General features: G+C 74.1%; 20 protein-coding genes. 10 read left to right on the top strand and 10 right to left on the bottom strand.

Translation table 11 applies throughout. The features are described 5' to 3' along the window. Positions 1-317: 317 nt before the first annotated feature. Positions 318-1,553, bottom strand: a complete 1,236-nt coding sequence (locus NOD94_RS32565) for an MFS transporter (RefSeq protein WP_281209782.1) — start codon at positions 1,551-1,553, stop codon at positions 318-320. Positions 1,554-1,625: 72 nt separating this feature from the next. On the opposite strand from NOD94_RS32565, the gene NOD94_RS32570 reads away from it, so the two are divergent. After that, positions 1,626-2,381, top strand: coding sequence for a DeoR/GlpR family DNA-binding transcription regulator (locus NOD94_RS32570; RefSeq protein ID WP_281209783.1), 756 nt, complete (start codon positions 1,626-1,628; stop codon positions 2,379-2,381). A gap of 4 nt (positions 2,382-2,385) precedes the next feature. Further along, complete coding sequence (locus NOD94_RS32575; protein WP_281209784.1) at positions 2,386-2,976, top strand: HAD family phosphatase; 591 nt, start codon at positions 2,386-2,388, stop codon at positions 2,974-2,976. A gap of 6 nt (positions 2,977-2,982) precedes the next feature. Here NOD94_RS32575 and NOD94_RS32580 read toward each other — a convergent pair whose 3' ends face one another. Beyond that, on the bottom strand, positions 2,983-3,798 hold the full coding sequence (locus NOD94_RS32580) for a class I SAM-dependent methyltransferase (RefSeq protein ID WP_281209785.1): 816 nt from the start codon (positions 3,796-3,798) through the stop codon (positions 2,983-2,985). Positions 3,799-3,890: 92 nt separating this feature from the next. On the opposite strand from NOD94_RS32580, the gene NOD94_RS32585 reads away from it, so the two are divergent. Continuing rightward, positions 3,891-5,012, top strand: a complete 1,122-nt coding sequence (locus NOD94_RS32585) for a sulfite oxidase (RefSeq protein ID WP_281209786.1) — start codon at positions 3,891-3,893, stop codon at positions 5,010-5,012. 31 nt (positions 5,013-5,043) lie between these two features. Here the strand turns inward: NOD94_RS32585 and NOD94_RS32590 are convergent, their stop codons facing one another. Continuing rightward, complete coding sequence (locus NOD94_RS32590; RefSeq protein ID WP_281209787.1) at positions 5,044-5,772, bottom strand: SOS response-associated peptidase; 729 nt, start codon at positions 5,770-5,772, stop codon at positions 5,044-5,046. Positions 5,773-5,912: 140 nt separating this feature from the next. On the opposite strand from NOD94_RS32590, the gene NOD94_RS32595 reads away from it, so the two are divergent. The 5 genes from NOD94_RS32595 (at position 5,913) to NOD94_RS32615 (ending at position 10,175) form a co-directional block, all read left to right on the top strand. Further along, the gene (locus NOD94_RS32595) at positions 5,913-6,377 is read left to right on the top strand and encodes a DUF2199 domain-containing protein (protein WP_281209800.1); all 465 of its coding nucleotides are present in this window, start codon (positions 5,913-5,915) and stop codon (positions 6,375-6,377) included. A 61-nt stretch (positions 6,378-6,438) separates the two neighbouring features. Further along, positions 6,439-6,915, top strand: a complete 477-nt coding sequence (locus NOD94_RS32600) for a hypothetical protein (RefSeq protein WP_281209788.1) — start codon at positions 6,439-6,441, stop codon at positions 6,913-6,915. A 70-nt stretch (positions 6,916-6,985) separates the two neighbouring features. Then, entirely contained in the window at positions 6,986-7,243 is a 258-nt protein-coding gene (locus NOD94_RS32605; protein ID WP_281209789.1) for a hypothetical protein, read from the top strand. A 185-nt stretch (positions 7,244-7,428) separates the two neighbouring features. After that, entirely contained in the window at positions 7,429-7,929 is a 501-nt protein-coding gene (locus tag NOD94_RS32610) for a hypothetical protein (RefSeq protein ID WP_281209790.1), read from the top strand. A 173-nt stretch (positions 7,930-8,102) separates the two neighbouring features. Then, positions 8,103-10,175: a SpoIIE family protein phosphatase gene (locus NOD94_RS32615; RefSeq protein WP_281209791.1), complete on the top strand. Its 2,073-nt coding sequence runs from the start codon at positions 8,103-8,105 to the stop codon at positions 10,173-10,175. Between the two features lie 45 nt (positions 10,176-10,220). On the opposite strand, the gene NOD94_RS32620 is transcribed toward NOD94_RS32615, so the two are convergent. The 7 genes from NOD94_RS32620 to NOD94_RS32650 form a co-directional block, all read right to left on the bottom strand. Then, complete coding sequence (locus tag NOD94_RS32620) at positions 10,221-11,414, bottom strand: PP2C family protein-serine/threonine phosphatase (protein WP_281209792.1); 1,194 nt, start codon at positions 11,412-11,414, stop codon at positions 10,221-10,223. Between the two features lie 94 nt (positions 11,415-11,508). Further along, a complete protein-coding gene (locus NOD94_RS32625; protein ID WP_281209793.1) occupies positions 11,509-13,578 on the bottom strand; it encodes a prolyl oligopeptidase family serine peptidase in 2,070 nt (689 codons plus the stop codon). A gap of 58 nt (positions 13,579-13,636) precedes the next feature. Continuing rightward, positions 13,637-13,906, bottom strand: coding sequence for a hypothetical protein (locus NOD94_RS32630; RefSeq protein WP_281209794.1), 270 nt, complete (start codon positions 13,904-13,906; stop codon positions 13,637-13,639). Between the two features lie 88 nt (positions 13,907-13,994). Next, on the bottom strand, positions 13,995-14,906 hold the full coding sequence (locus NOD94_RS32635; RefSeq protein WP_281209795.1) for an aldo/keto reductase: 912 nt from the start codon (positions 14,904-14,906) through the stop codon (positions 13,995-13,997). Positions 14,907-15,008: 102 nt separating this feature from the next. After that, positions 15,009-15,926: an ABC transporter permease gene (locus NOD94_RS32640; RefSeq protein WP_281209796.1), complete on the bottom strand. Its 918-nt coding sequence runs from the start codon at positions 15,924-15,926 to the stop codon at positions 15,009-15,011. Next, on the bottom strand, positions 15,923-16,810 hold the full coding sequence (locus NOD94_RS32645) for an ABC transporter ATP-binding protein (protein WP_281209797.1): 888 nt from the start codon (positions 16,808-16,810) through the stop codon (positions 15,923-15,925). The genes NOD94_RS32640 and NOD94_RS32645 overlap by 4 nt, the downstream gene beginning before the upstream one ends. Next, positions 16,807-17,193, bottom strand: a complete 387-nt coding sequence (locus NOD94_RS32650) for a GntR family transcriptional regulator (protein WP_281209798.1) — start codon at positions 17,191-17,193, stop codon at positions 16,807-16,809. The genes NOD94_RS32645 and NOD94_RS32650 overlap by 4 nt, the downstream gene beginning before the upstream one ends. 134 nt (positions 17,194-17,327) lie before the next feature. Here NOD94_RS32650 and NOD94_RS32655 point away from each other — a divergent pair, with 134 nt between their 5' ends. Both NOD94_RS32655 and NOD94_RS32660 read left to right on the top strand, forming a co-directional pair. Further along, a complete protein-coding gene (locus NOD94_RS32655) occupies positions 17,328-17,921 on the top strand; it encodes a TetR/AcrR family transcriptional regulator (protein WP_281209799.1) in 594 nt (197 codons plus the stop codon). A gap of 38 nt (positions 17,922-17,959) precedes the next feature. Next, positions 17,960-19,251, top strand: a 1,292-nt coding sequence (locus NOD94_RS32660; RefSeq protein ID WP_281209801.1) for an MFS transporter, incomplete at its 3' end; no start/stop codon positions are given.

A 19,251-nucleotide genomic window follows, 5' to 3' on the forward strand; every position in this document is an offset into this window, starting at 1 on the left:
TCGGCAAGTAGGGGCCGCCGGTGGGGTGGGGGTGTGGGGGGGGTTTTGGTGGCCGTGTTTAAAGGCTGCGGGACCGGGGCCCCGGGGGCCCCCGCGCCCCCCCCCCCCGCCCCCCCCCCCGCCACCGCCGTTTCCGGGACGGCGGCCGGTCCGGCCGGGGCCGTCCCGCCCTGCGCGGCTTCGGCCGGGGCCCGGCCGAGCAGCGCCGCGAGGGCGCCCACCGATGCCGCCCGGAGTACCGTCCTTCGTCCGACCCGCAACCCGACCACTCCGCTCGCCTCGCGCTCCCGCGGCCGCCCGACCGTACGACCGGCCCGTCAGCCACACGAACGATCAACGCCGGGCTCCGGCAACGGGCCCCGCGCGGCGGGCGTCCGGCCGGGGTCGGGACGCGGCGGCCCGTGGAGGGTCCGGGCCGCGAGGGCGGCGACGGCACACAGGAGCACGGGCAGCAGGAGGGCCAGGTCGAGGGAGACCAGGTGGGCGAGGGGGCCGATCACGGCGGGCCCGGCGAGCATGCCCAGGTATCCGAGGCCGGCCACGCGGGCGACGTTGGCACCTGCGCGGTCCGGTTCCGCGTGTCCGGCCGCGCTGAAGAGCTGCGGGACGGTGCCGGCCAGGCCCGCACCGAAGAGGGTCCAACCGACCAGGGCGGGCACGACCGCGGGCGCGGCGATGGCGAGGGCCAGACCGGCGGCGGCGAGGGCGCAGCCGTAACGCAGAACGGCGGCGGGTCCGACCCGTGCGCTCAGCCGGTCGGTGAGGAGGCGGCCCACGGTCATTGCGGTGGCGAAGGTGGCGTAGGCGAGGGCGCCGGTGGCGGCGGACGCGCCGAGGGCGTCCCGCAGGTGCAGGGCGCTCCAGTCGTTGGCCACTCCCTCGCACAGCATGAGCATGAAGGCGAGGACCGCCAGCACCCCGATCCGCGGGGCCGCGTCCCGCCCGGCCCGGACGGCGGGCTCCGGGTCCGGGGCGGGCTCGATGCGTCCGGTGGGCGCCGGCGGGAGCAGCGCGGGGGCGGCGAGGACGGCGACGGCGAGGCCGCACAGGGCACCGGCGACCAGCGCCGCGGTGACGCCGATGCCGCGGCCCAGGGCCACGGCCCCGGCCAGGGCGGCGAGGACGCCGCCGATGGAGAAGACGGCGTGGAAGGCGGACATGACGGGCCTGCCGTACGCGCGCTCCACCTGGACGGCGTGGGTGTTCATGCCGACGTCGAGACAGCCGTTGCCGAAGCCGAGCACGAACAGGGCCGCGGCCAGGGTCCCGGGGTCGTGGGCCAGTGCCGGCAGGACCAGGGCGGCGCTGCACAGGGCGGCGCCGGCGGGCACTGTCGTCCTGGCACCGAACCGGTCGGTGAGCGGACCGGCCAGCCGCATCCCGGCGAAGGCCCCTCCGCCGAGGACCAGGAGGAGCCAGCCGAGCAGTGCGTGTCCGATGCCGGTGCGCGCTTCCACGGCGGGGATGTGGACGATCCACATGCCCATGACGAAGCCGTTCAGGGCGAAGTAGACGAAGGTGGCCGCTCTTCCGCGGCGCAACGCTGTATCCATGCGATCGAACATAACAAACGCATTCATTGTTCGATACTTGCCTTTCGAACATCACTCCTGTTCACTTCAGGTATGAGTGCAGACCGCCTGAGGCAGATCACCGACGCCGTGCGCGACACCGGCCGGCGGAGCGTCGCGGAGCTCGCGGAGCTCACCGGCGCCTCCGAGATGACCATCCGCCGCGACCTGGAGTCGCTGGCCGAACAAGGGGTGTTGGAGCGGTACCGGGGCGGCGCGCGGAGCCTGCTGCTGCGCGGGGAGGAGGTCCCGTTCGCGCTGCGCGCCCGGGAGGGGACCGAGGCCAAGCGGCGGATCGCCGCCGAGGTCGCCGCCCTGATCGCGGACGGCGAGTCCGTCGTCCTGGACAGCGGCACCACCTGCCTGGAGGTGGCCGGCGCCCTGCACGACCGCCGGCTGACCGTCGTGCCCCTTTCCCTGCACGCCGCCAACACCCTCGCCGACGCGCCCCGGTTGACGCTGCTGCTGCCGGGGGGCGCACCCCGCCGGGGCGAACTCGCCCTGACCGGACCGCTCACCGAGGCCTCACTCGCCGCGCTGCGCTTCGACACCGCCGTCATCGGCTGCTGCGGCCTGACCGCGGCCGACGGCCTCACCGCCCACGACCTGGCCGACGCCGCCGTCAAACGGGCCGCCATCGCCTCGTCCCGTCGTGTCATCGCCGTCGCCGAAGGGGCGAAGTTGTCCCGCACGGCCCTCGCGCACGTCCTGCCCGCCGGGGCGCTGCACGCCGTCGTGACCGACGAGACGGCTTCCGCCGACGCGGTGGACGCGCTCACCGCCGCGGGCGTCACCGTACGGCAGGTGTGACGAGGTGTCCTCGACCCTGCTCTTCGGCGTCATCGCCCGCCACCAGTCCCCCGAGGGCCGGGAGCGCCTCACGAAGGCTGCGGGCGTGGCACCGGATCCCTTCTGGGAGGCCTACTGGACGCTGCGCCCCGACTACGACCGCGGTGACGTCGACGGCCCCGGCTACTGGAGCCGGGTGGCCGGCGCACTCGGTACCCGGTTCGACGCGGGGACGACCGCCCGGCTCGTCGAGGAGGACGTCGCGAGCCGGAGCCTGGTGGACGACCGGATGGTGGGCCTGATCGGCGAACTCGCCTCCGCAGGCCGACGGATCGCGCTGCTGTCCAACATCCCCGAGGAACTCGCGGTCCACTACGAACGGCATCAGCCGTGGTTGGCCCGGTTCGAGGTACGGGCCTTCTCCTGCCGCATCGGCCACGCCAAGCCCGAACCGGAGGCCTACCGGTGGTGCCTGTCGGCGCTCGGCGCGGAACCGGACGGCGTCCTCTTCGTGGACGACCGGCAGGAGAACGTCGACGCCGCCCGGGCCCTCGGCATGCGCGGCCACCTCTTCACGGGCGCCGACGCGCTCCTCGCGGCGCCGGCCCTGCGCTGACCCGGGTCAGCGCCTGCGGGCGAGGAAGAGGTCGCCGAACTCCACGAGGCCGATGCCGCCGTGCGCGTCCAGCACCCGGGCGGTGTCGGCGAGCAGTTCCTCGCGACGCGCCGGGGGCAGGACGCGGTAGCAGGAGAGCGAGGCGAGGTGGCCCAGGTAGCGGGCGGCGTCGTAATCGCGGTCGACGCGGAAGCGGGTCGAGCGCAGCTCGGTGAACCGCCCGTCACGTCGGCACTGCGCCTCCGGCCAGTCCGGTGGTCCGGCCCGGTGCCCGGCCGCGTCGCCGTACGAGGAGGCCAGGGTCGCGTGCGGGGCCTCCGTCATCCCGTGGCGCGCGTCGACCTCGGCGAGCGCGGCGTGCAGTCCCCGGTCGCGCACCCCCAGCGGGTTCCAGAACAGGGCGACGGCTCCGCCCGGTTCGAGGGCGTCGTGGACGAGGTCCCAACGCCGCTCCGGGTCCACCCAGTGCCAGGACGTGGCGGCCAGGACCAGCCCGAAGCGGCGGCCCCGCCGCTGCCACTGTTCGAAGCCGCCCTCCTCGACGCGGACCGCGGGCAGGTGCGCGGTGTTGCGGCGCAGGACCGCCGCCATCCGCGGGTCGGGCTCGACGCACACCAGCGCGGCGCCCGCCTCGGCGAACGGAACCGTCGCCTTTCCGGTCCCCGCGCCGATCTCCAACGCCGGTCGGCCGTCCAGGGCCGCGTACTCCAGCACCCGGGCCACCAGGGCGTCCGCGTAGCCCGGGCGGGAGGCGTCGTACAGCTCGGCGGCCTCCCCGAACACCTGGGCGCGTGCCCGGTCGAACCCTGATCCCGCACTCATGCGGCTCCCCTCGATACCTGTCCGGAGGACCGCAACCCTAAGGCTTCGGCGACGAAGTCGCCGAAGCCTTTTGGGCGCGCGACGATGGGGGGATGGAGGGCTCCCTCAGCGATGTCAGCACCCCGGGGCGGATCGCGGACGACGGGGAGGGCATCAGCGGGCAGGAGCTCGCGCTGGCCGCCCGCAACCACGGGCTGCCCCTGGAGGCACTGCGCTACGACGTCACCCCGCCCGGGCTTCACTACGTACTGGTGCACTACGACATACCGCCGGCGGACGCGGACACCTGGCGGCTGTCCGTGGGCGGGCTGGTGCGCACGCCGCTGGAGCTGGACCTGTCGGCGCTCCGCGCCCTGCCCGCGGTCACGCACCGGGTCACGATGGAGTGCGCGGGCAACGGCAGGGCCCGGCTCTCGCCCCGACCCGTGAGCCAGCCGTGGCTGGTCGAGGCGGTGGGCACCGCGGACTGGACGGGCGTGCCGCTGCGGACGGTGCTCGCCGAGGCCGGGGTGCTGCCGGAGGCCGTCGAAGCCGTCTTCACGGGCGCCGATCACGGGGTCGAGCGGGGCGTCGAGCAGGACTACCGGCGCAGCCTGCCGCTGCGGGTGGCCACCGACGAGGACCCGCCGGTGCTGATCGCCCACACCATGAACGGCGGCCCGCTGCCGCCGCAGCACGGGTGCCCGCTGAGGCTGGTCGTGCCTGGCTGGTACGGCATGGCGCACGTGAAGTGGCTGCGGGACATCACCCTGACCGACGTTCCGTTCACCGGCTTCCAGCAGAGCGTGGCCTACCGGTACCGGCAGGCCGGCGACCTCCCCGACGATCCCGGCGTACCGGTCACCCGGATCCTGCCGAGGGCCCTGATGGTTCCGCCGGGCTTCCCCGACTTCATGTCACGGGTCCGCGTCGTGCGACCGGGCCCGGTGCGGCTGGAGGGGCGCGCCTGGTCGGGCGCCGGGCCCGTCGTACGGGTCGAGGTGAGCGCCGACGGGTGCGCCTCCTGGGTACGGGCCCGGCTGGCGGACCGGGAGCCGGGCGGGTGGGCCTGGCAGGCGTGGCACTGCGATTGGACGGCCACGCCCGGCCCCCACACGCTCACGGCCCGCGCCACCGATGTCGAAGGGCGCACCCAGCCCCTGGAACAGCTCTGGAACCGCGGGGGGTTCGGCAACAACCTGGTCCAGCACGTCCCGGTGCTGTGCTGCCGCTGAGGTGCGGCGATGGCCTCCGGAGCCGGTCGTCCTACGCGTCGACCAGCAGCTCGGGGCCGTTGTTTCGGACGTTGTTCACGGCGGTGGACACCGCTCGGACGTCCAGCCTGCCGCCGGAGGGGGTCGCGAGGAGGGCGCGCAGGGCGTGCGGGTCCTGGTGGGCGGGGTCGAGCCAGGTGTCGTAGTCGGCGGGGGCGAGGGCCAGCGGCATGCGGGGGTGGATGCGGCCGGCGGCGTCGGTGGCCTCGGTGGTGATGACGGTGCAGGTCGCCCACCAGGCGGCCGGGTCGTCCGCGTCGGCGACGGCCGGGTCGCGCCAGAACTCGTACAGGCCGGCCATCGCCATGACCTCGCCGTCCTCGGGGCGGATGAAGTACGGCTGCTTGTACGCCTTGGCCCGGTCGGTGGCCGCGACGGGCTGCCATTCGTAGAAGCCGTCGGCGGGCAACAGGCAGCGGCGCTTGGCGAACGCCCGACGGTAGGCGGGCTTCTCCTCGACCGTCTCGACCCGGGCGTTGATCATCTTCGCCCCGCCGGTCGGCGTCTTCGACCAGGACGGCACCAGCCCCCAGCGCAGCGGGCGCAGCTGCCGCTCCAGTACTCCGGTCTCGCGGTCCGCGCGCTCCAGCACCGCCCACACGGGGTCGGTCGGGGCGACGTTCCAACTGGGTGGGACCACCAGGTCGGCATCCCGTCGGGTGACCCCGAAGAGGCCGGTCAGGTCCTCGGGGCCGCGGGTGGAGACGTATCGGCCGCACATGCCCCCAGCCTGCCACGACCGGCGCCCCGGGCCCGGACGGCTCGGCGGAGCTTTCCGGTCACAGCACTAGGCTCGGTGGCATGAGCGATGATCTCGGATTCACCTGCGCCCGCTGCGGCGCGCACCATGCCGAGCTGCCGATGAACTACACGTCGCCGGCGCCGGCGGTGTGGGACGCGGCGTTCGCCGACGCGGAGGGCTGCCTGCTCTCCTCGGAACAGTGCGTGATCAACGCACAGCACTATTTCGTCAAGGGCATGATCGAGATACCGGTCATCGGCAGCGCCGAGGTGTTCTCCTGGGGCGTCTGGCTCTCCCTCAGCCCGGAGAACTTCTCGCGCACGGCGGACCTGTGGAACACGCCGGGGCGGGAGTCCGAGAGTCCGTACTTCGGCTGGCTCACCACCGACCTGCGGCTCTATTCGCCCACCACCCTCAACCTGAAGACCCACGTCCACACCCGCCCGGTCGGCCGGCGCCCCTCCGTCGAACTGGAGCGCACCGACCATCCCCTCGCCGTGGAGCAACGTACGGGTATCACCTTGGACCGCGTACGCGAGATCGCCGCGGCCTTCCTCCACCCGACCGGCGACGGCCCGTGGTGACAGCCCCCGGAACGGGGCTCGCGCGGTACCGGTCCGACCGGGACCGCCGGCGAGCGGCCGCATGAACCACGACGGCCCCGAGTCGCCGGAGCCGGCCGAGCACCTGCGGTTCGCGGCACACCTGCGGGCGCTGGAGCAGGTCGGCGACGCCGACGAGGTCGACCTGATCATCGAGGTGCTCACCGACCCGGACCCGGTGATGGCCCGCTCCGCCGTCGTACGACACCTGGACCGCCGGGCCGGCGAACTCCACCCCGGACCCGCCTGGGATCCATGGGCCGCTTCGATCGCCCCGGCCGTCATCCGCGATCCCTTCCTGACCGGGCGCATACGGGAATGGGCCCTCTTCCGCGCCATCGCGTTGCGGCAGCCCTGGCAGCCGAACGCCCTGCCGGCCGCCTCCGACCGGCTTCAGCTCAAGACCGCCGGCGCGGCGAACCCGGACGCCCTCGCGCTCCTCGCCGAGCTGGGCCGCACGAGGCGGATCCGCGACACGGCCCGGGCCGGCCTCCAGCAACAGCGCTTCGGCAGGGCCTGACCACCGGTCCGCGCCGGGGGTCGGGCGGTGTCCGGATGCGGGTGCGGGAGCGTGGCGGGAGGGTGGGGGGATGGAGCACGCCCCGATCGTCGTACACCGCGTCTCGCCGTCCGGGGGTCGTCGGGTGACCCTGCGCACCCCGGCTGGTGAGACGGTCCTCGGTGTCGCGCACGAGGACCGCGACGTGATCGAGTTCCTGCGCCGCGCGGAGGTGCCCGACCCGGACGACCTCGTACTCGGCGGGGACTCCACCCTGCTGGAGTGGCAGGGCGACGCCCCGCACGTCTACGAGGCCGAGGCCGAGCCGATCCCGTCCGACCTGCCCTGATCGGCGCCCGCCGGTTCTCCGGGGCAGCCCTCCCGCGCCACCCGCCCGGCGGCCGAGTTCCGGCCAATCCATGTTGTGCTCATGACATCTCAAGACCCCTGTGGGAATCTCCGTGGCGCACGAGCTCCGCACTCCGCACCGCCCTCGCACCACACCCCCACAAGGACGTGTCAAGGAGGAGCGACATGAAGCACCTCGCGAAACTCGCCGTGACGATGGTGGCCGTCGCGGCCACGGTCGGCGCCGCCACGACCGCCGCGGCGGCCGGCGGCGCCGCCGATCGCAAGGTCGACGGCGTCATCGTCGTCGCGGGCAACACCTGTACCTGGACCAACGCGAGCACCACCGCCGAACCGCCCGCCGCCCTCACGGTCGACCGCGCCACCATCAACAAGCCCGGTGGCAACCTCACCTGCGACGGCGGCATCAAGGCCTCCCTCAACAACAACCCGGCGTTCACCTTCGACGACGCCGCCGCCACCGCCCGTGCCGACCTCATCGACATCACCGGGCAGGCGAGCTTCATCACCTGCCGCTACAAGGCGACGAACATCGTCTGGGACCGCGACGGCACCACCCGGAGGTACGTGAACCAGCCCTTCACCGCCACCAAGGCCTCGGGCAGCTTCCTGTGCCCGGGTTCCGTCGCCACCCCGGCCGGCGGCGCCTCCATGCTGTTCCGCTGACCGCTCCCGTTCCCGGGCGGACCCCGCCCCTCCACCCGGGAACGGGCCCGGCGCACGCCCGGGATCCGCACCCCGCACCACCCCCGGGAACACCCCTCCCGCCACGACCGGCTCGCAGGCCGGCGCACGGGGCCGCAGCATGGAGGCACACGCCCTGGACGAGGAGGCCGGACATGGCCGAGGAGGACACCCCTCAGCCCGCCGCCGGCCCCCTGGTGGGGGCGGCGGCGGCCGGAGGCCTGCTCGACGTCATCGGCGTGGCCTCAGTGGTCCTGGACGACCACGGCCGGATCAGACTGTGGAGCCCCCAGGCCGAGACCCTCTTCGGGTACACCGCCGAGGAGGCCCTGGGGCAGTACGCGGCGCAGCTGCTGGTCGAGGAGGACCGGCGCGACGAGGTGCTGGCCCTGTTCGCCCACGTGATGACCGGCGAGGGCGCCTGGGCCGGGTCGTTCCCCATACGGCACCGGGACGGCCGGTCCGTGCTCGTGGAGTTCCGCAACATGCGGCTGGAGGCCGACAACGGCCGGCGCTACGCGCTCGGCCTGGCCTCCGAGCAGGCCACCCTGCGGCGCGTCGAGCGTGACCTCGCCCTTTCGCTGCGCCTGGTCGACCAGTCGCCCATCGGTCTGGCCGTCCTCGACACGAACCTGCGCTACGTACTGATCAACCCCGCGCTGGAGCGGATCAACGGCGTGCCCGCGGACCAGCACCTGGGCCGGCGGATCGGGGAGGTCCTGCCCTTCCTCGGCGCGACGACCATCGAGGCACGGATGCGCCGCGTGATGGAGAGCGGCGTTCCGATCCTGGACGAGTTCACCACCGGCCGGATGCCTGGCAACACCGGCGACGAGCACGCCTGGCTGGTGTCGATCTACCGGCTGGAGGACCAGGCCTCCCGGACCATCGGGATCGCCGTGTCCGTCGTGGACGTCACCGAGCAACACCGCACGGCCGTGTCGGCCGCCCACGCCCGGCGCCGCCTGTCCCTGATCGCGGACGCCTCCGTCCGCATCGGCACCACCCTCGACCTGGACATCACCGCCCGGGAGCTGGCCGACGTCGTCGTCCCGGAGGTCGCCGACATCGCCGCCGTCGACGTGCTCGACACCATCCTGACGGGCGCCCGGCCCGGCGAGGCGCTGCGGGACGGATCCGTACGGTTCCGCGCGCTGGCGCTGAAGTCGGGCTACCGCAATCCGGCCGAGGACGCCGCCGACCCCGTGGGGGAGGTGACGCTGTACGGACCCGGTCGGCTGGTGACGCGCTGCGTCCGTACCGGCCGGCCGGTGCTGGTGCCGCGGGTGCTCCCCGCGGACCTGCCGCGCATCGCCCGCAACGAGGAGGCCGCCCGGCTGCTGGGCGCGTCCGGGCTGCACTCCTACCTGGCGGTCCCGCTGATCGCCCGTGGTCAGGTCCTCGGCGCCCTCGACCTCAAGCGGGCCCGCAACCCCGCGCCCTTCGGTCAGGACGACGTCCTGCTGGCCTCCGAACTCGCCGCGCACGCGGCCGTGTCCATCGACAACGCCCGCTGGTACCAGCGCGAGCGGCACACCGCCCTCGCCCTCCAGCGCCATCTGCTGCCGCAGGACCCCCGCACCGCCCCGGGCCTGGAGATCGCCTATCGCTACCAGCCGGCCGGCGCGGCGGACGAGACGGGCGGCGACTGGTTCGACGTAGTCCCGCTCCCCGGGGACCGGACCGCCCTGGTCGTCGGCGACGTGATGGGCAGCGGCATCAACGCCGCCGCCACCATGGGGCAGCTGCGGGCCACCGCGCGGGCGCTGGCCCGTCTCGGGCTGGAGCCCGGGACGGTCCTCACGCACCTCGACGCGGCGACCGCCGACCTCGGCGAGGCGATGGCCACCTGCGTGTACGGCGTCTACGATCCGCACACCCGGCAGTGTCACATCTCGACGGCCGGGCACCTGCCTCCCGTGCACCTGCGCCCCGGCCGTCATCCGCAGTTGCTGCGCCTGAGGACGGCGGTGCCTTTGGGGGTGGGCGGCGTGCCCTTCCACACCACGAGCGTGACCCTCGGTCCGGGCGACGAGCTGGTCCTTTACACGGACGGCCTGGTCGAGACCCGGGACCAGGACATCGACACCCGGCTGCTGACCCTGACCGACCTCCTGGCGGGCCCGCACCGCCCGCTGGAGGACACCTGCGACCTGCTGCTGTCGGCCCTGCGCCGCCCCGACACCCACGACGACGTCGCCCTCCTGATCGCCCGCGCCCTGCCCTAGCCCGGCGGCGATGCCGTCGGCCGGGAAGACTGTCCGGCCGTGCGTTCAGCCGTGCGGGACGCGGGCCCTGACGCGGGCGGCGAGGACGGCGACGTCGTCCTCCGCGTGCCGCGCGTCCAGTCCGGCGACGACGGCGTCGGCGACCTCGGCCACTCCCCCGCCGGCCGGGATCCGCAGGGCCGTGAGGCGCTCCAGGGAGGTGTCGATGTCCTCCCCGCGCCGCTCGACGAGCCCGTCCGTGTAGAGCAGCAGGGTGTCGCCCTCACCGAGCGGGTGGGCCACGGACTCGTAGCCGCCGAGGCCGGTGCCCAGTGGCGGTCCCACCGGGACGTCGACCAGGCGGCCGGTGCCGTCCGCCGCGAACAGCGCCGGCGGCAGGTGCCCGGCGCTGGCGTAGACGGCCGTGCCGCGCGCCGGGTCGACCCGTACGAGGAGGCAGGTCGCGGGGCGGCGGGCCTCGTCGTCGGCGACCAGGGAGTCGAGCTGGCGCAGCACCCGGTGCGGGGCCAGGTCGGTCGAGGCGACCTCGCGGAGGGTGGAGCGGTAGGCGTTCATGTCCACGGCGGCGTCGAGGCCGTGCCCCATGACGTCGCCGACCACGAGCAGGGTCCGGCCGAAGTGCAGCCGTACGGTCTCGAACCAGTCGCCGCCGACGAGGGCGCTCGTCCCGACGGGCAGGTAGCGGCCCGCGACGAGGAGGTTGGGGTGCGGCCGGCCCGGGTCGGCGACGAGCGCCCGCTGGAGGTTCAGGGCGACCCCCTCGGTGGCGGCGAGCCGCCGCGCGTGGCGGACGTGGACGGCGGCGACCCGGGCGGCGAAGTGCAGGGCGGCGGCCTCGGCGTCGGTGAACCCCGTCCCGGAACGCACGGCCAGCAGGGTCCCGTACGAGGTCCCGTGCCGGGCGAGCGCGACGGACAGGCCGTGCACCGGGGCGCGGCCGGGGCGCAGGGTCCAGCTGCGCATCGGATGTCCCCCGTCGACGGCCCGGACCTCGGGCGGCACGGCGCGGAGGGGGGCGCGCAGCAGGTGGGCGGCCCCGGCGACGGCGACGCGTTCGGTGGCGCCGTCGACGGTCAGGTCGACGGCGGCCGCGTCGCCCAGGGTGCGGAAGACGAACGCGGCCAGTTCGCGGCAGGTGGTGCGTTCGTCGTCGGTCGTGCCGATCGCGTCGAGGGTCTCGGTGGGGGCGGGCGGGACGTGTGGCCGGGGGTGCGGGTGCGTGCCGTCGCGTTCCGACACTGTGCCTCCGCCCGACGGGCGGCCCCGTGCGGGCCGCCGGTCCGCCCATTCCACCAGCCGCGACGGCGGACGGGCCGGGCAGCGCGCCGGGGTTTCAGCGGCCGGGGGTGAGCCGTTCCCGGAGGAAGGTGTGCACGAGGGCTTCGTTGAAGGCGGTCTGCGCGTGGTCGGTCGCGCCGGCGTGGCCGCCGCCGAGGTGCTCGTGGAACAGCACGGGGTGGCCGTGTTCCCGTAGCCGGGCGGCCATCTTCCGGGCGTGTGCGGGGTGGACGCGGTCGTCGCGGGTGGAGGTGAGCAGGAGGAGCGGCGGGTACGGGGGGCCGTCGGTGCGGATCCGGTGGTAGGGGGAGATCCGCTCCAGGTGGGGCCGGTCGGCGGGGTCGTCGGGATCCCCGTACTCGGCGGTCCAGCTGGCTCCGGCGAGGAGCTTGTGGAAGCGGAGCATGTCCAGGAGGGGTACGTGGGCGACGACGGCCGCGAACAGCTCGGGATCGCGGGTGAGGAGGGCGCCCATCAGCAGGCCGCCGTTGCTGCCGCCCTCGATGCCCAGTTGGGCGGGGGTGGTGATGCCGCGGGCGGTGAGGTCTCGGGCGACGGCGGCGAAGTCCTCGAAGGCGCGGACGCGGTGCGCGCCGAGGGCGGCCTGGTGCCAGGCCGGCCCGTACTCGCCGCCGCCGCGGATCCCGGCGACGACGTACGTGCCGCCGCGCGTGAGCCAGGTCCGGCCGGTGACTGCGCTGTAGTGCGGGGCGAGGGAGACCTCGAAGCCGCCGTACCCGTAGAGGAGGGTGGGGCCGGGGGCGGGGCGGTCCTCGGGGCCGATGACGAAGTACGGCACCTGCGTGCCGTCCTCGGAGGTGGCGAAGTACCGGCTGACGGCGAGGCCGGCGGTGTCGAAGAGGGCCGGGCCGCGCTTGACGCTCTCGCCGCCGTCGGGGGCACCCGCGGTGCCGCGGTGGAGGGTGGAGGGCTGGAGGTAGCCGGAGACGTTCAGGAAGTACTCGTCGCCGACGTCCGGGTCGGTGCACACGACGGACGCCGTGGACAGCGGGGGCACCCCGGCGAGGGGGCCGCGCCGCCAGCCGTCGGGGCCGGGGGTGAGGAGCTCCATGCGGGAGGAGACGTCGGCGCGGATGCTGAGGATGAGGTGGTTGCGGGTCCAGCTGAAATCCGCGAGGGCGGTGCGCTCGTCGGGGGTGAACAGGACGGCGGGTTCGCGGGCGCCGTCGAGGTAGGCGTCGAAGTCGAACGCCAGGAGACTGCCGGGGGCGTGCCCGAGCCAGGTCGACCGGGTGGTGACCAGGAGCCACTGCCGGTGGACGGAGGCGTGTGCGTCGTCGGGTACGTCGATCCTGAGGGGCGGGGCGTCGGCCTCCTGTGGCAGGAGGAACAGCCGCTGGTTCCAGAAGTCGATCTGCCGGTGGACGAAGTCCCTTTCGAAGCCCGGGGTGTCGTCGTGCCAGCCGGTGGCGGAGAGGTCCGTGGGCTCGCCCGTCCAGACGGGTTCGGCCTGGTCGAGGGGGGTGCCGCGGCGCCAGCGGCGGGCTTGGAGCGGGTAGCCGGACGGGGACATCGAGCCGGGGCCGAAGTCGGTGCCGATCCAGACGTGGTCCTGGTCGATCCAACCGATGCGGGTCTTGGCCTCGGCGACCTCGAAGCCGCCTTCGACGAACTCCTTTGCCTCCAGGTCGAACTCGCGCACCACACTGGCGTCCGCCCCGTCGCGCGAGAGCAGGATCAGCGCGTGCCGGTGGTCGGGGGCCAGGACGCGGCTGCCCGCCCAGGACCACTTCTCCCGCTCGGTGTCGGCGAGCGCGTCGAGGTCGAGGACCGTTTCCCAGGCCGGGCGGTCGGTGCGGTACTCCTCCAGGGTGGTGCGCCGCCAGATTCCGCGGACGTGGTCGGCGTCCTGCCAGAAGTTGTAGAGGTGGCGGCCGCGGCGGACCGGGTACGGGATCCGGCCGTCGTCGTCGAGGACCTCGCGCACCTCCTGCTCCAGCGACTTGAAACCGGCGGACGTGGTCAGCGCGGCCACGGTTTCGGCGTTGCGGTCGCGGACCCAGTCGAGGGCCTCTTCGCCTGCCACGTCCTCCAGCCAGAGGTACGGGTCGTCGGGGGCTTCTTCGCTCATCCGCCGATTGTGCCGCAGGCCCGACCGGACCACCGGCGCTCCCGTCCCGGGCCGGTCGGGTTCCGGCCGGCCCGGACCCGGTGTCGTCCCGCTAGTCGTCGAGGAGTCCGAATCCCTCCGGGAACTCCTCCAGGAACTCGCGGCGGACCGGATCCACCTCGGCCTCGGCCATCGTCCCGAGAAGGTCGCCCAGTTCGCCGCGCTGTTCGGCCGACAGTTCGCCCACGAGGTGGGCCACGCCCTCCAGGACCTTGACGGCGTCGTCCGTGTCCATGGACTCCTCCTCGCTGTCCTCGACGAAGCGGAGTACGTCGACCAGGGCCTCGGCCAAGGCATGGGTCAGCGACGGGTACACGGGCATGAGGGTGATCTCCCAGCAGGTTCACGACAATAGAGCCCGCTCATCCCACCACGGACCACCGACACCCCGCGCCCCGGGGCCGGGTTGTTCAGGCGTCCCGGTGGTGGAGGCCTTCCAGCAGGGCCAGTTCGGACTCGGTCAGGCGCAGGGCGCCGGCGGCGACGTTGGCGGTGAGGTGATCGGGGTTGCCGGTGCCGGGGATGGCCAGCACGTGCGGGCCGCGGTGCAGGGTCCAGGCCAGGCGGACCTGGGCCGCGCTCGCGCCGTGCGCCCGCGCGACGGTGAGCACCTCCTCGCTCTCGGCGCCGCTCGCGCCGCCCTCGCGTCCGGTGGTGGCGATCGAGTAGAACGGCACGAACGCGATGCCCTGCTCGCCGCAGAACCGTACGAACTCGTCCTGGTCGGGCCGCATTCCAATGCCGTACGGGTTCTGCACGCAGACGACCGGGGCGATGGCCCTGGCTTCGGCGAGCTGTTCGGGGGTGACGTTGGAGACGCCGAGGTGACGGATGAGTCCGGCCTGGCGGAGGTCGGCGAGGGCCCCGAAGCGTTCGGCGACGGAGTCGGTGCCGAGGATGCGCAGGTTGACCACGTCGAGGTGGTCCCTGCCGAGCTGGCGCAGGTTCTCCTCGACCTGGCCGCGCAGCTGCGCGGGGCCGGCGTGGGCGGTCCATTCGCCGGACTGGTCGCGGCCGGGGCCGACCTTGGTGGCGATGACCAGGTCGTCGGGGTAGGGGCCGCCCAGGGCGCTGTTGATGAGTTCGTTGGCGGAGCGCAGCGGAGAGAAGTAGAACGTCGCGGTGTCGATGTGGTTGACGCCGAGTTCGATCGCCTTGCGCAGGACGCCGATGGCGCGGTCGCGGTCCCCCGATACCGCGTCGGCCCGCAGCGCGGGGCCGTTCTGCGGCAGGCGCATCGTGCCGAAGCCGATGCGGTTGATCTCCAGGTCGCCGAGCTTCCAGGTCCCCGAAGCCGATGCGTTGATCGTTTCTGTGGTCATGGCGTGCATGATCACCCATCCGGCGGGGCGGCCGCCAACGGATTGGCGGGCCGTACGCGGCCGGCCGCCGGGGCGGCTCGACGCGTACGGCCCGTGCCCGCGTCAGCCCCGGCGGGAGCGCAGGACGCGGAAGGCGGCGTGGAGGGCGAGGGCGGCCAGGGCCAGGACGACGGCCGTTTCGATGAGTTGGGTCAGCCAGTAGTGCGCGTACGGGTGGTAGTCGACGTACCGGCCGGTGACCTGGAGGTCCTGGACGCAGGAGCCGAGCTCGCCGGACGGCGTCGTGCATCCCCAACTCGGTACGCGCTCACCCGTGCCCTTGAGGAGGCCGGCTTCCATCAGGAAGGCGGAGCGGGGCATTCCCATTTCCGGCCGCCCGGTGAGCGGGGTGGTGATGGTCACCGGGGTGAGGACGGACCAGCGCAGGAATCCGAAGACCACGACCACCAGGCCCGTGACGGCGCCGGCGACCAGCAGGGCGGGCAGGGTGCGCCGGATCCACTGCCCGACGACGGCTCCGACGCCCACGCCGAGCAGGCAGTACGCGACGATGACCGGTCCGGTCGCCTCGTAGGTGCCCCGGTCGGCCCAGGAAAGTTGGTAGGTGCCGGACACCGGGGCCCAGCCGAGGCGGTACACCCCGACCATGAGGGCGGCGCAGGCCGCCGACACCACCGCGGCGATACCGATCTTGGAGGCGAGCCAGGCCTTCGGCGTCGTCGACTGCGTCAGGGCGAGCCGGTAGGTCCCGCTCTCCATCTCCCGGGCCAACATCGGACCGGCCACGAACGCGGCGATCAACACCGGCAGGAGCAGCATGCCGCGCCCGGCGCCTTCCAGGGCGCTGCGCAGCGCGTAGTACCAGATGTTCGGTTCAACGGTGCCCCGCGGCGACGCCGACGCGCGCAGGGCGACAGCGGCGACGAGGCACGCGGCGACGGCGGCCGGCAGGGCCCACAGGGCGCGCCGGTGCTGGCGGACCGTGACCCAGTGCGGGCCCTTCAGGGTCAGGGCGCTCATCCCCGCACCGCCTCGGAGCCGGAGGGCTGGACCACGAGGGCGGGGACGTCTGGGGCGCGGAGGTGCGCGAGCAAGAGTTCCTCCAGGGTCGGGTGCGCCGCGTGCCAGGTACCGGTGTCGACCGGGCCCCCCGGTCGCACGAGGGTGATGAGCTGTCGGCCGGTGGTGCGGGATTCGACGACGGTGTGCGCGCCGAGTTCGTCGGCGGCCGCGGCGGGGCCGGTGAGCAGGCTGTGGGCCGTGATGACGTCCTCGATGGGGCCGGAGAGGCGGATCCGGCCGCCGTCGACGAGGAGCAGGTGGTCGCAGGCGCCTTCGAGCTCGGTGAGGATGTGCGAGGACATCACCACGGAGGTGCCGTTCTCGGCGGCGTCGCCCATGAGGACGCCCATGAGTTGTTGCCGGGCGAGGGGGTCGAGGTCGGCCATCGGTTCGTCCAGCAGGAGCAGGGAGGGCCGCTTGGCCAGGGCGAGCGCGAGGGCGACGCGGGTGCGCTGGCCTCCGGAGAGGGTCCGTACGCGGGCGTCCTCGCTCAGTCCGCCGGCTTCGACGATGCGTGTCACCTTCGCGGTGTCCCAGCGGCCGGGGTTGAGTTCGCGGCCCATGCGCAGGGTCTCGCCGATGGTCAGCTGCGGGTACAGGGGCTTGTCCTGGGCCACGTACGCCAGGCTCTCCCGGGAGGCACAGGTGTTGATGGATCCCTCGGTGGGGCGTTCCAGGCCTGCCAGGAGCGTCAGGAGGGAGGACTTGCCCGCGCCGTTGGGGCCCACGAGTGCGCAGACCCGGCCGGCGGGTAGCCGGAAGGAACAGTCGCGCAGGGCCCAGGGCCCCTTGCGTCCGTAGCGCAGACCCAGGCCTTCCGCCTCGATCGCCATGTCGTTCACGCGTCGTCCCCCTTGAAGTGTTCGTCGAGTGCCGCGGTGAAGAGGGCGGCCACGTCGTCCCGGGCGAGGCCCGCCTCGCCGGCGCGTCGCGCCCAGTCGGCCAGTTCCTCCCGCAGGGGCGAGCCGGCGGGCGCGGCGCCCAGGGTCCGGCGGACGAAGGTGCCCATGCCGCGTCGTGCTTCGACGAGGCCCTCGCGTTCCAGCTCCCGGTAGGCCTTGAGGACCGTGTTCGGGTTGATGGCGGTCGCCTCGACGACCTCGCGCGCGGTGGGCAGTTTGTCGCCGGGCTCCAACAGGCCCAGGCGCAGGGCCTGTTTGGTCTGCTGGACGATCTGCAGGTATGTGGCCATGCCGCTGCGCCGGTCGATGCGGTACTCCAGCACGCTCCATCACCACCCTTTCACTAATTAAGTAGTGAAAGGGTGGTGGAAGGAAGGGCCGGATGTCAACCTTCCGCTTACTCAAGGGCAGTTCGAGGCGGTAGACACTGTCTACCGCCGCCTGGTAGACAGGGCCCATGGAACCCGGAAGCCCGCTGCGCGAGCGGTTGATCGACGTCGGAGTGGAACTCGTCACGACCGAGGGGAGCGGAGCCCTGGGGCTGCGGGAGATCGCCCGGCGCGCCGGCGTGTCGCACGGCGCGCCGCGGCGGTACTTCCCCACGCACCGGGCCCTGTTGTCGGCCATCGCCCGGCGCGGGTTCGCCGACCTCGGGGCCCGGTTCGCGGCCGGGGGCACGGGGGGCCGTGCCCCGCGGGAACAGGTGCGGGCGCTCGCGACGGCGTACGTCGGCTACGCGCTGGAGCACCGCGGCATGTTCGAGTTGATGTTCCGTCACGACCTGCTCGACAGCACCGGGGAACCCGGCGACGGGCCGCGCCTGCGGGAATCGACCGTGCCGCTGTTCGCCCTGCTCGTCTCACTGGTCGCCCGGTGCGGAGCGCGGGATCCGGAGGTGAGCGCCGCCGCGCTGTGGGCCAACCTCCACGGGGTGGCCCAGTTGTGGGCGACGGGCAGTCTGCCGCTCGTCCTCGACGGCGGCCAGGAGGCCGGCGTCGAGCGGCTGGTCGCCGCCGCACTGGACGCTCACCTCGGGCCGGAGCCGGCGTGAGGCCGCGGCTCGCACTGCTGGTCGGCGTGGCGGCGGCGATGCTCGTCGCCCTCGACGGCACCGTCCTGATCGTGGTGCAGCCCGCGCTGCGCCAGGACCTCGGGGCCAGCGCGGCCCAGGTGCAGTGGACGAGCACCGCCTACCTGCTCACCGTCGCCGCGTTCCTCGTGATCGCCGGCCGCCTGGGCGACCGGTACGGGCACGTCCGGTTGCTGCTCACCGGAGTACTGGGCTTCGCGGCGGCCTCGGCGGGGATCGCGCTCGCCCCGGGCGTCGGCTGGGTCATCGCCCTGCGGGCCGTCCAGGGCCTGTTCGGCGCCCTGTTGCAGCCCGCCACCCTCGCGCTGCTGCGGCTCACCCACCCGCCGGACCGGCTGGGCACTCCTGTGGCGATCCGGACGGGCGCGATCGGGCTGGCCGCCGCGGCGGGACCGCTGCTCGGCGGGCTGATCGTCGCCCAGTCGGGTTGGCGGGCGGTGTTCCTGATGAACGTGCCGGTGGCCGTGGTCATCGCCGGCGCGGCGGCGGCCCTACGGGTCCCCGCGGCGCCCCGGGCGCCGCGGACCCCGATGGGCGTGGCCGGCCCGGCGCTGCTCGCATTGTCGGTCGCGGCGGCGGTGCACGCGCTGGCGGGGGCTGCGGAAGACGGGTGGACGGCCCCCGGAACGCTGCTGGGTTTCGGCGCGGCGGCCGGCCTCGGGGCGTTGTTCGTACGGCGCGAACGGCTCGGTGCCCGGCCGTTGGTGCCGCCCGCCGTGGCCCGCTCCAGGCCGGTCGCGGCTTCGATGGCGCTGCTCCTGGCGGTATCGGCGGGGATGTTCGGCGCGCTGTTCACGGCGACGTTCCTGTTGCAGGACGTACGGGGGCTGGACCCGCTGGAAACGGGCCTGCGGGTGCTGCCGATGACGGCGCTGATGGTCGCCGGGGCGCCGGTGGCCGGTCTCGCACTGCGCCGGCTCGGGCCGCGGCGGACCGCTCTGGCGGGGACGGTGCTGGTGGTGGCCGGGATCGCCGGGCTGGGATCGGGCGGGCCGGTGGCGTTCGGGGTGTTGGGCGCCGGGTTCACGGCGGTGATGGTCACCGCCACCGCCTCGGTCGTGGGGGACGCCCCGCCCGGGTGCGCGGGGGTCGTGGGCGGGCTGAAGCAGACCGCGATGAACGTCGGCCCGGCGCTGGGCATCGCCGTCGCGGCGGGTGCCGGCGCGGGGGCCGCCGGCCCGTGCGCGGCCTGGGCACGCGGACCCGCCCCCCCGCGCCCGGACCCCCACCGATGGAGACGCGGCCGGCTCCCATGTCACAGGACGAAGGACCAAGGCGTGAGTGGCATGGC

This window comes from Streptomyces sp. Isolate_45, from assembly GCF_024721315.2.
Lineage (GTDB): Bacteria > Actinomycetota > Actinomycetes > Streptomycetales > Streptomycetaceae > Streptomyces.

Coding starts and splice junctions, on each gene's coding strand:
- NOD94_RS32565 (WP_281209782.1), bottom strand. CDS start 1,553: ATGGATACAGCGTTGCGCCGCGGAAGAGCGGCCACCTTCGTCTACTTC.
- NOD94_RS32570 (WP_281209783.1), top strand. CDS start 1,626: ATGAGTGCAGACCGCCTGAGGCAGATCACCGACGCCGTGCGCGACACC.
- NOD94_RS32580 (WP_281209785.1), bottom strand. CDS start 3,798: ATGAGTGCGGGATCAGGGTTCGACCGGGCACGCGCCCAGGTGTTCGGG.
- NOD94_RS32585 (WP_281209786.1), top strand. CDS start 3,891: ATGGAGGGCTCCCTCAGCGATGTCAGCACCCCGGGGCGGATCGCGGAC.
- NOD94_RS32590 (WP_281209787.1), bottom strand. CDS start 5,772: ATGTGCGGCCGATACGTCTCCACCCGCGGCCCCGAGGACCTGACCGGC.
- NOD94_RS32595 (WP_281209800.1), top strand. CDS start 5,913: ATGAACTACACGTCGCCGGCGCCGGCGGTGTGGGACGCGGCGTTCGCC.
- NOD94_RS32600 (WP_281209788.1), top strand. CDS start 6,439: ATGAACCACGACGGCCCCGAGTCGCCGGAGCCGGCCGAGCACCTGCGG.
- NOD94_RS32605 (WP_281209789.1), top strand. CDS start 6,986: ATGGAGCACGCCCCGATCGTCGTACACCGCGTCTCGCCGTCCGGGGGT.
- NOD94_RS32610 (WP_281209790.1), top strand. CDS start 7,429: ATGAAGCACCTCGCGAAACTCGCCGTGACGATGGTGGCCGTCGCGGCC.
- NOD94_RS32615 (WP_281209791.1), top strand. CDS start 8,103: ATGGCCGAGGAGGACACCCCTCAGCCCGCCGCCGGCCCCCTGGTGGGG.
- NOD94_RS32630 (WP_281209794.1), bottom strand. CDS start 13,906: ATGCCCGTGTACCCGTCGCTGACCCATGCCTTGGCCGAGGCCCTGGTC.
- NOD94_RS32635 (WP_281209795.1), bottom strand. CDS start 14,906: ATGACCACAGAAACGATCAACGCATCGGCTTCGGGGACCTGGAAGCTC.
- NOD94_RS32640 (WP_281209796.1), bottom strand. CDS start 15,926: ATGAGCGCCCTGACCCTGAAGGGCCCGCACTGGGTCACGGTCCGCCAG.
- NOD94_RS32655 (WP_281209799.1), top strand. CDS start 17,328: ATGGAACCCGGAAGCCCGCTGCGCGAGCGGTTGATCGACGTCGGAGTG.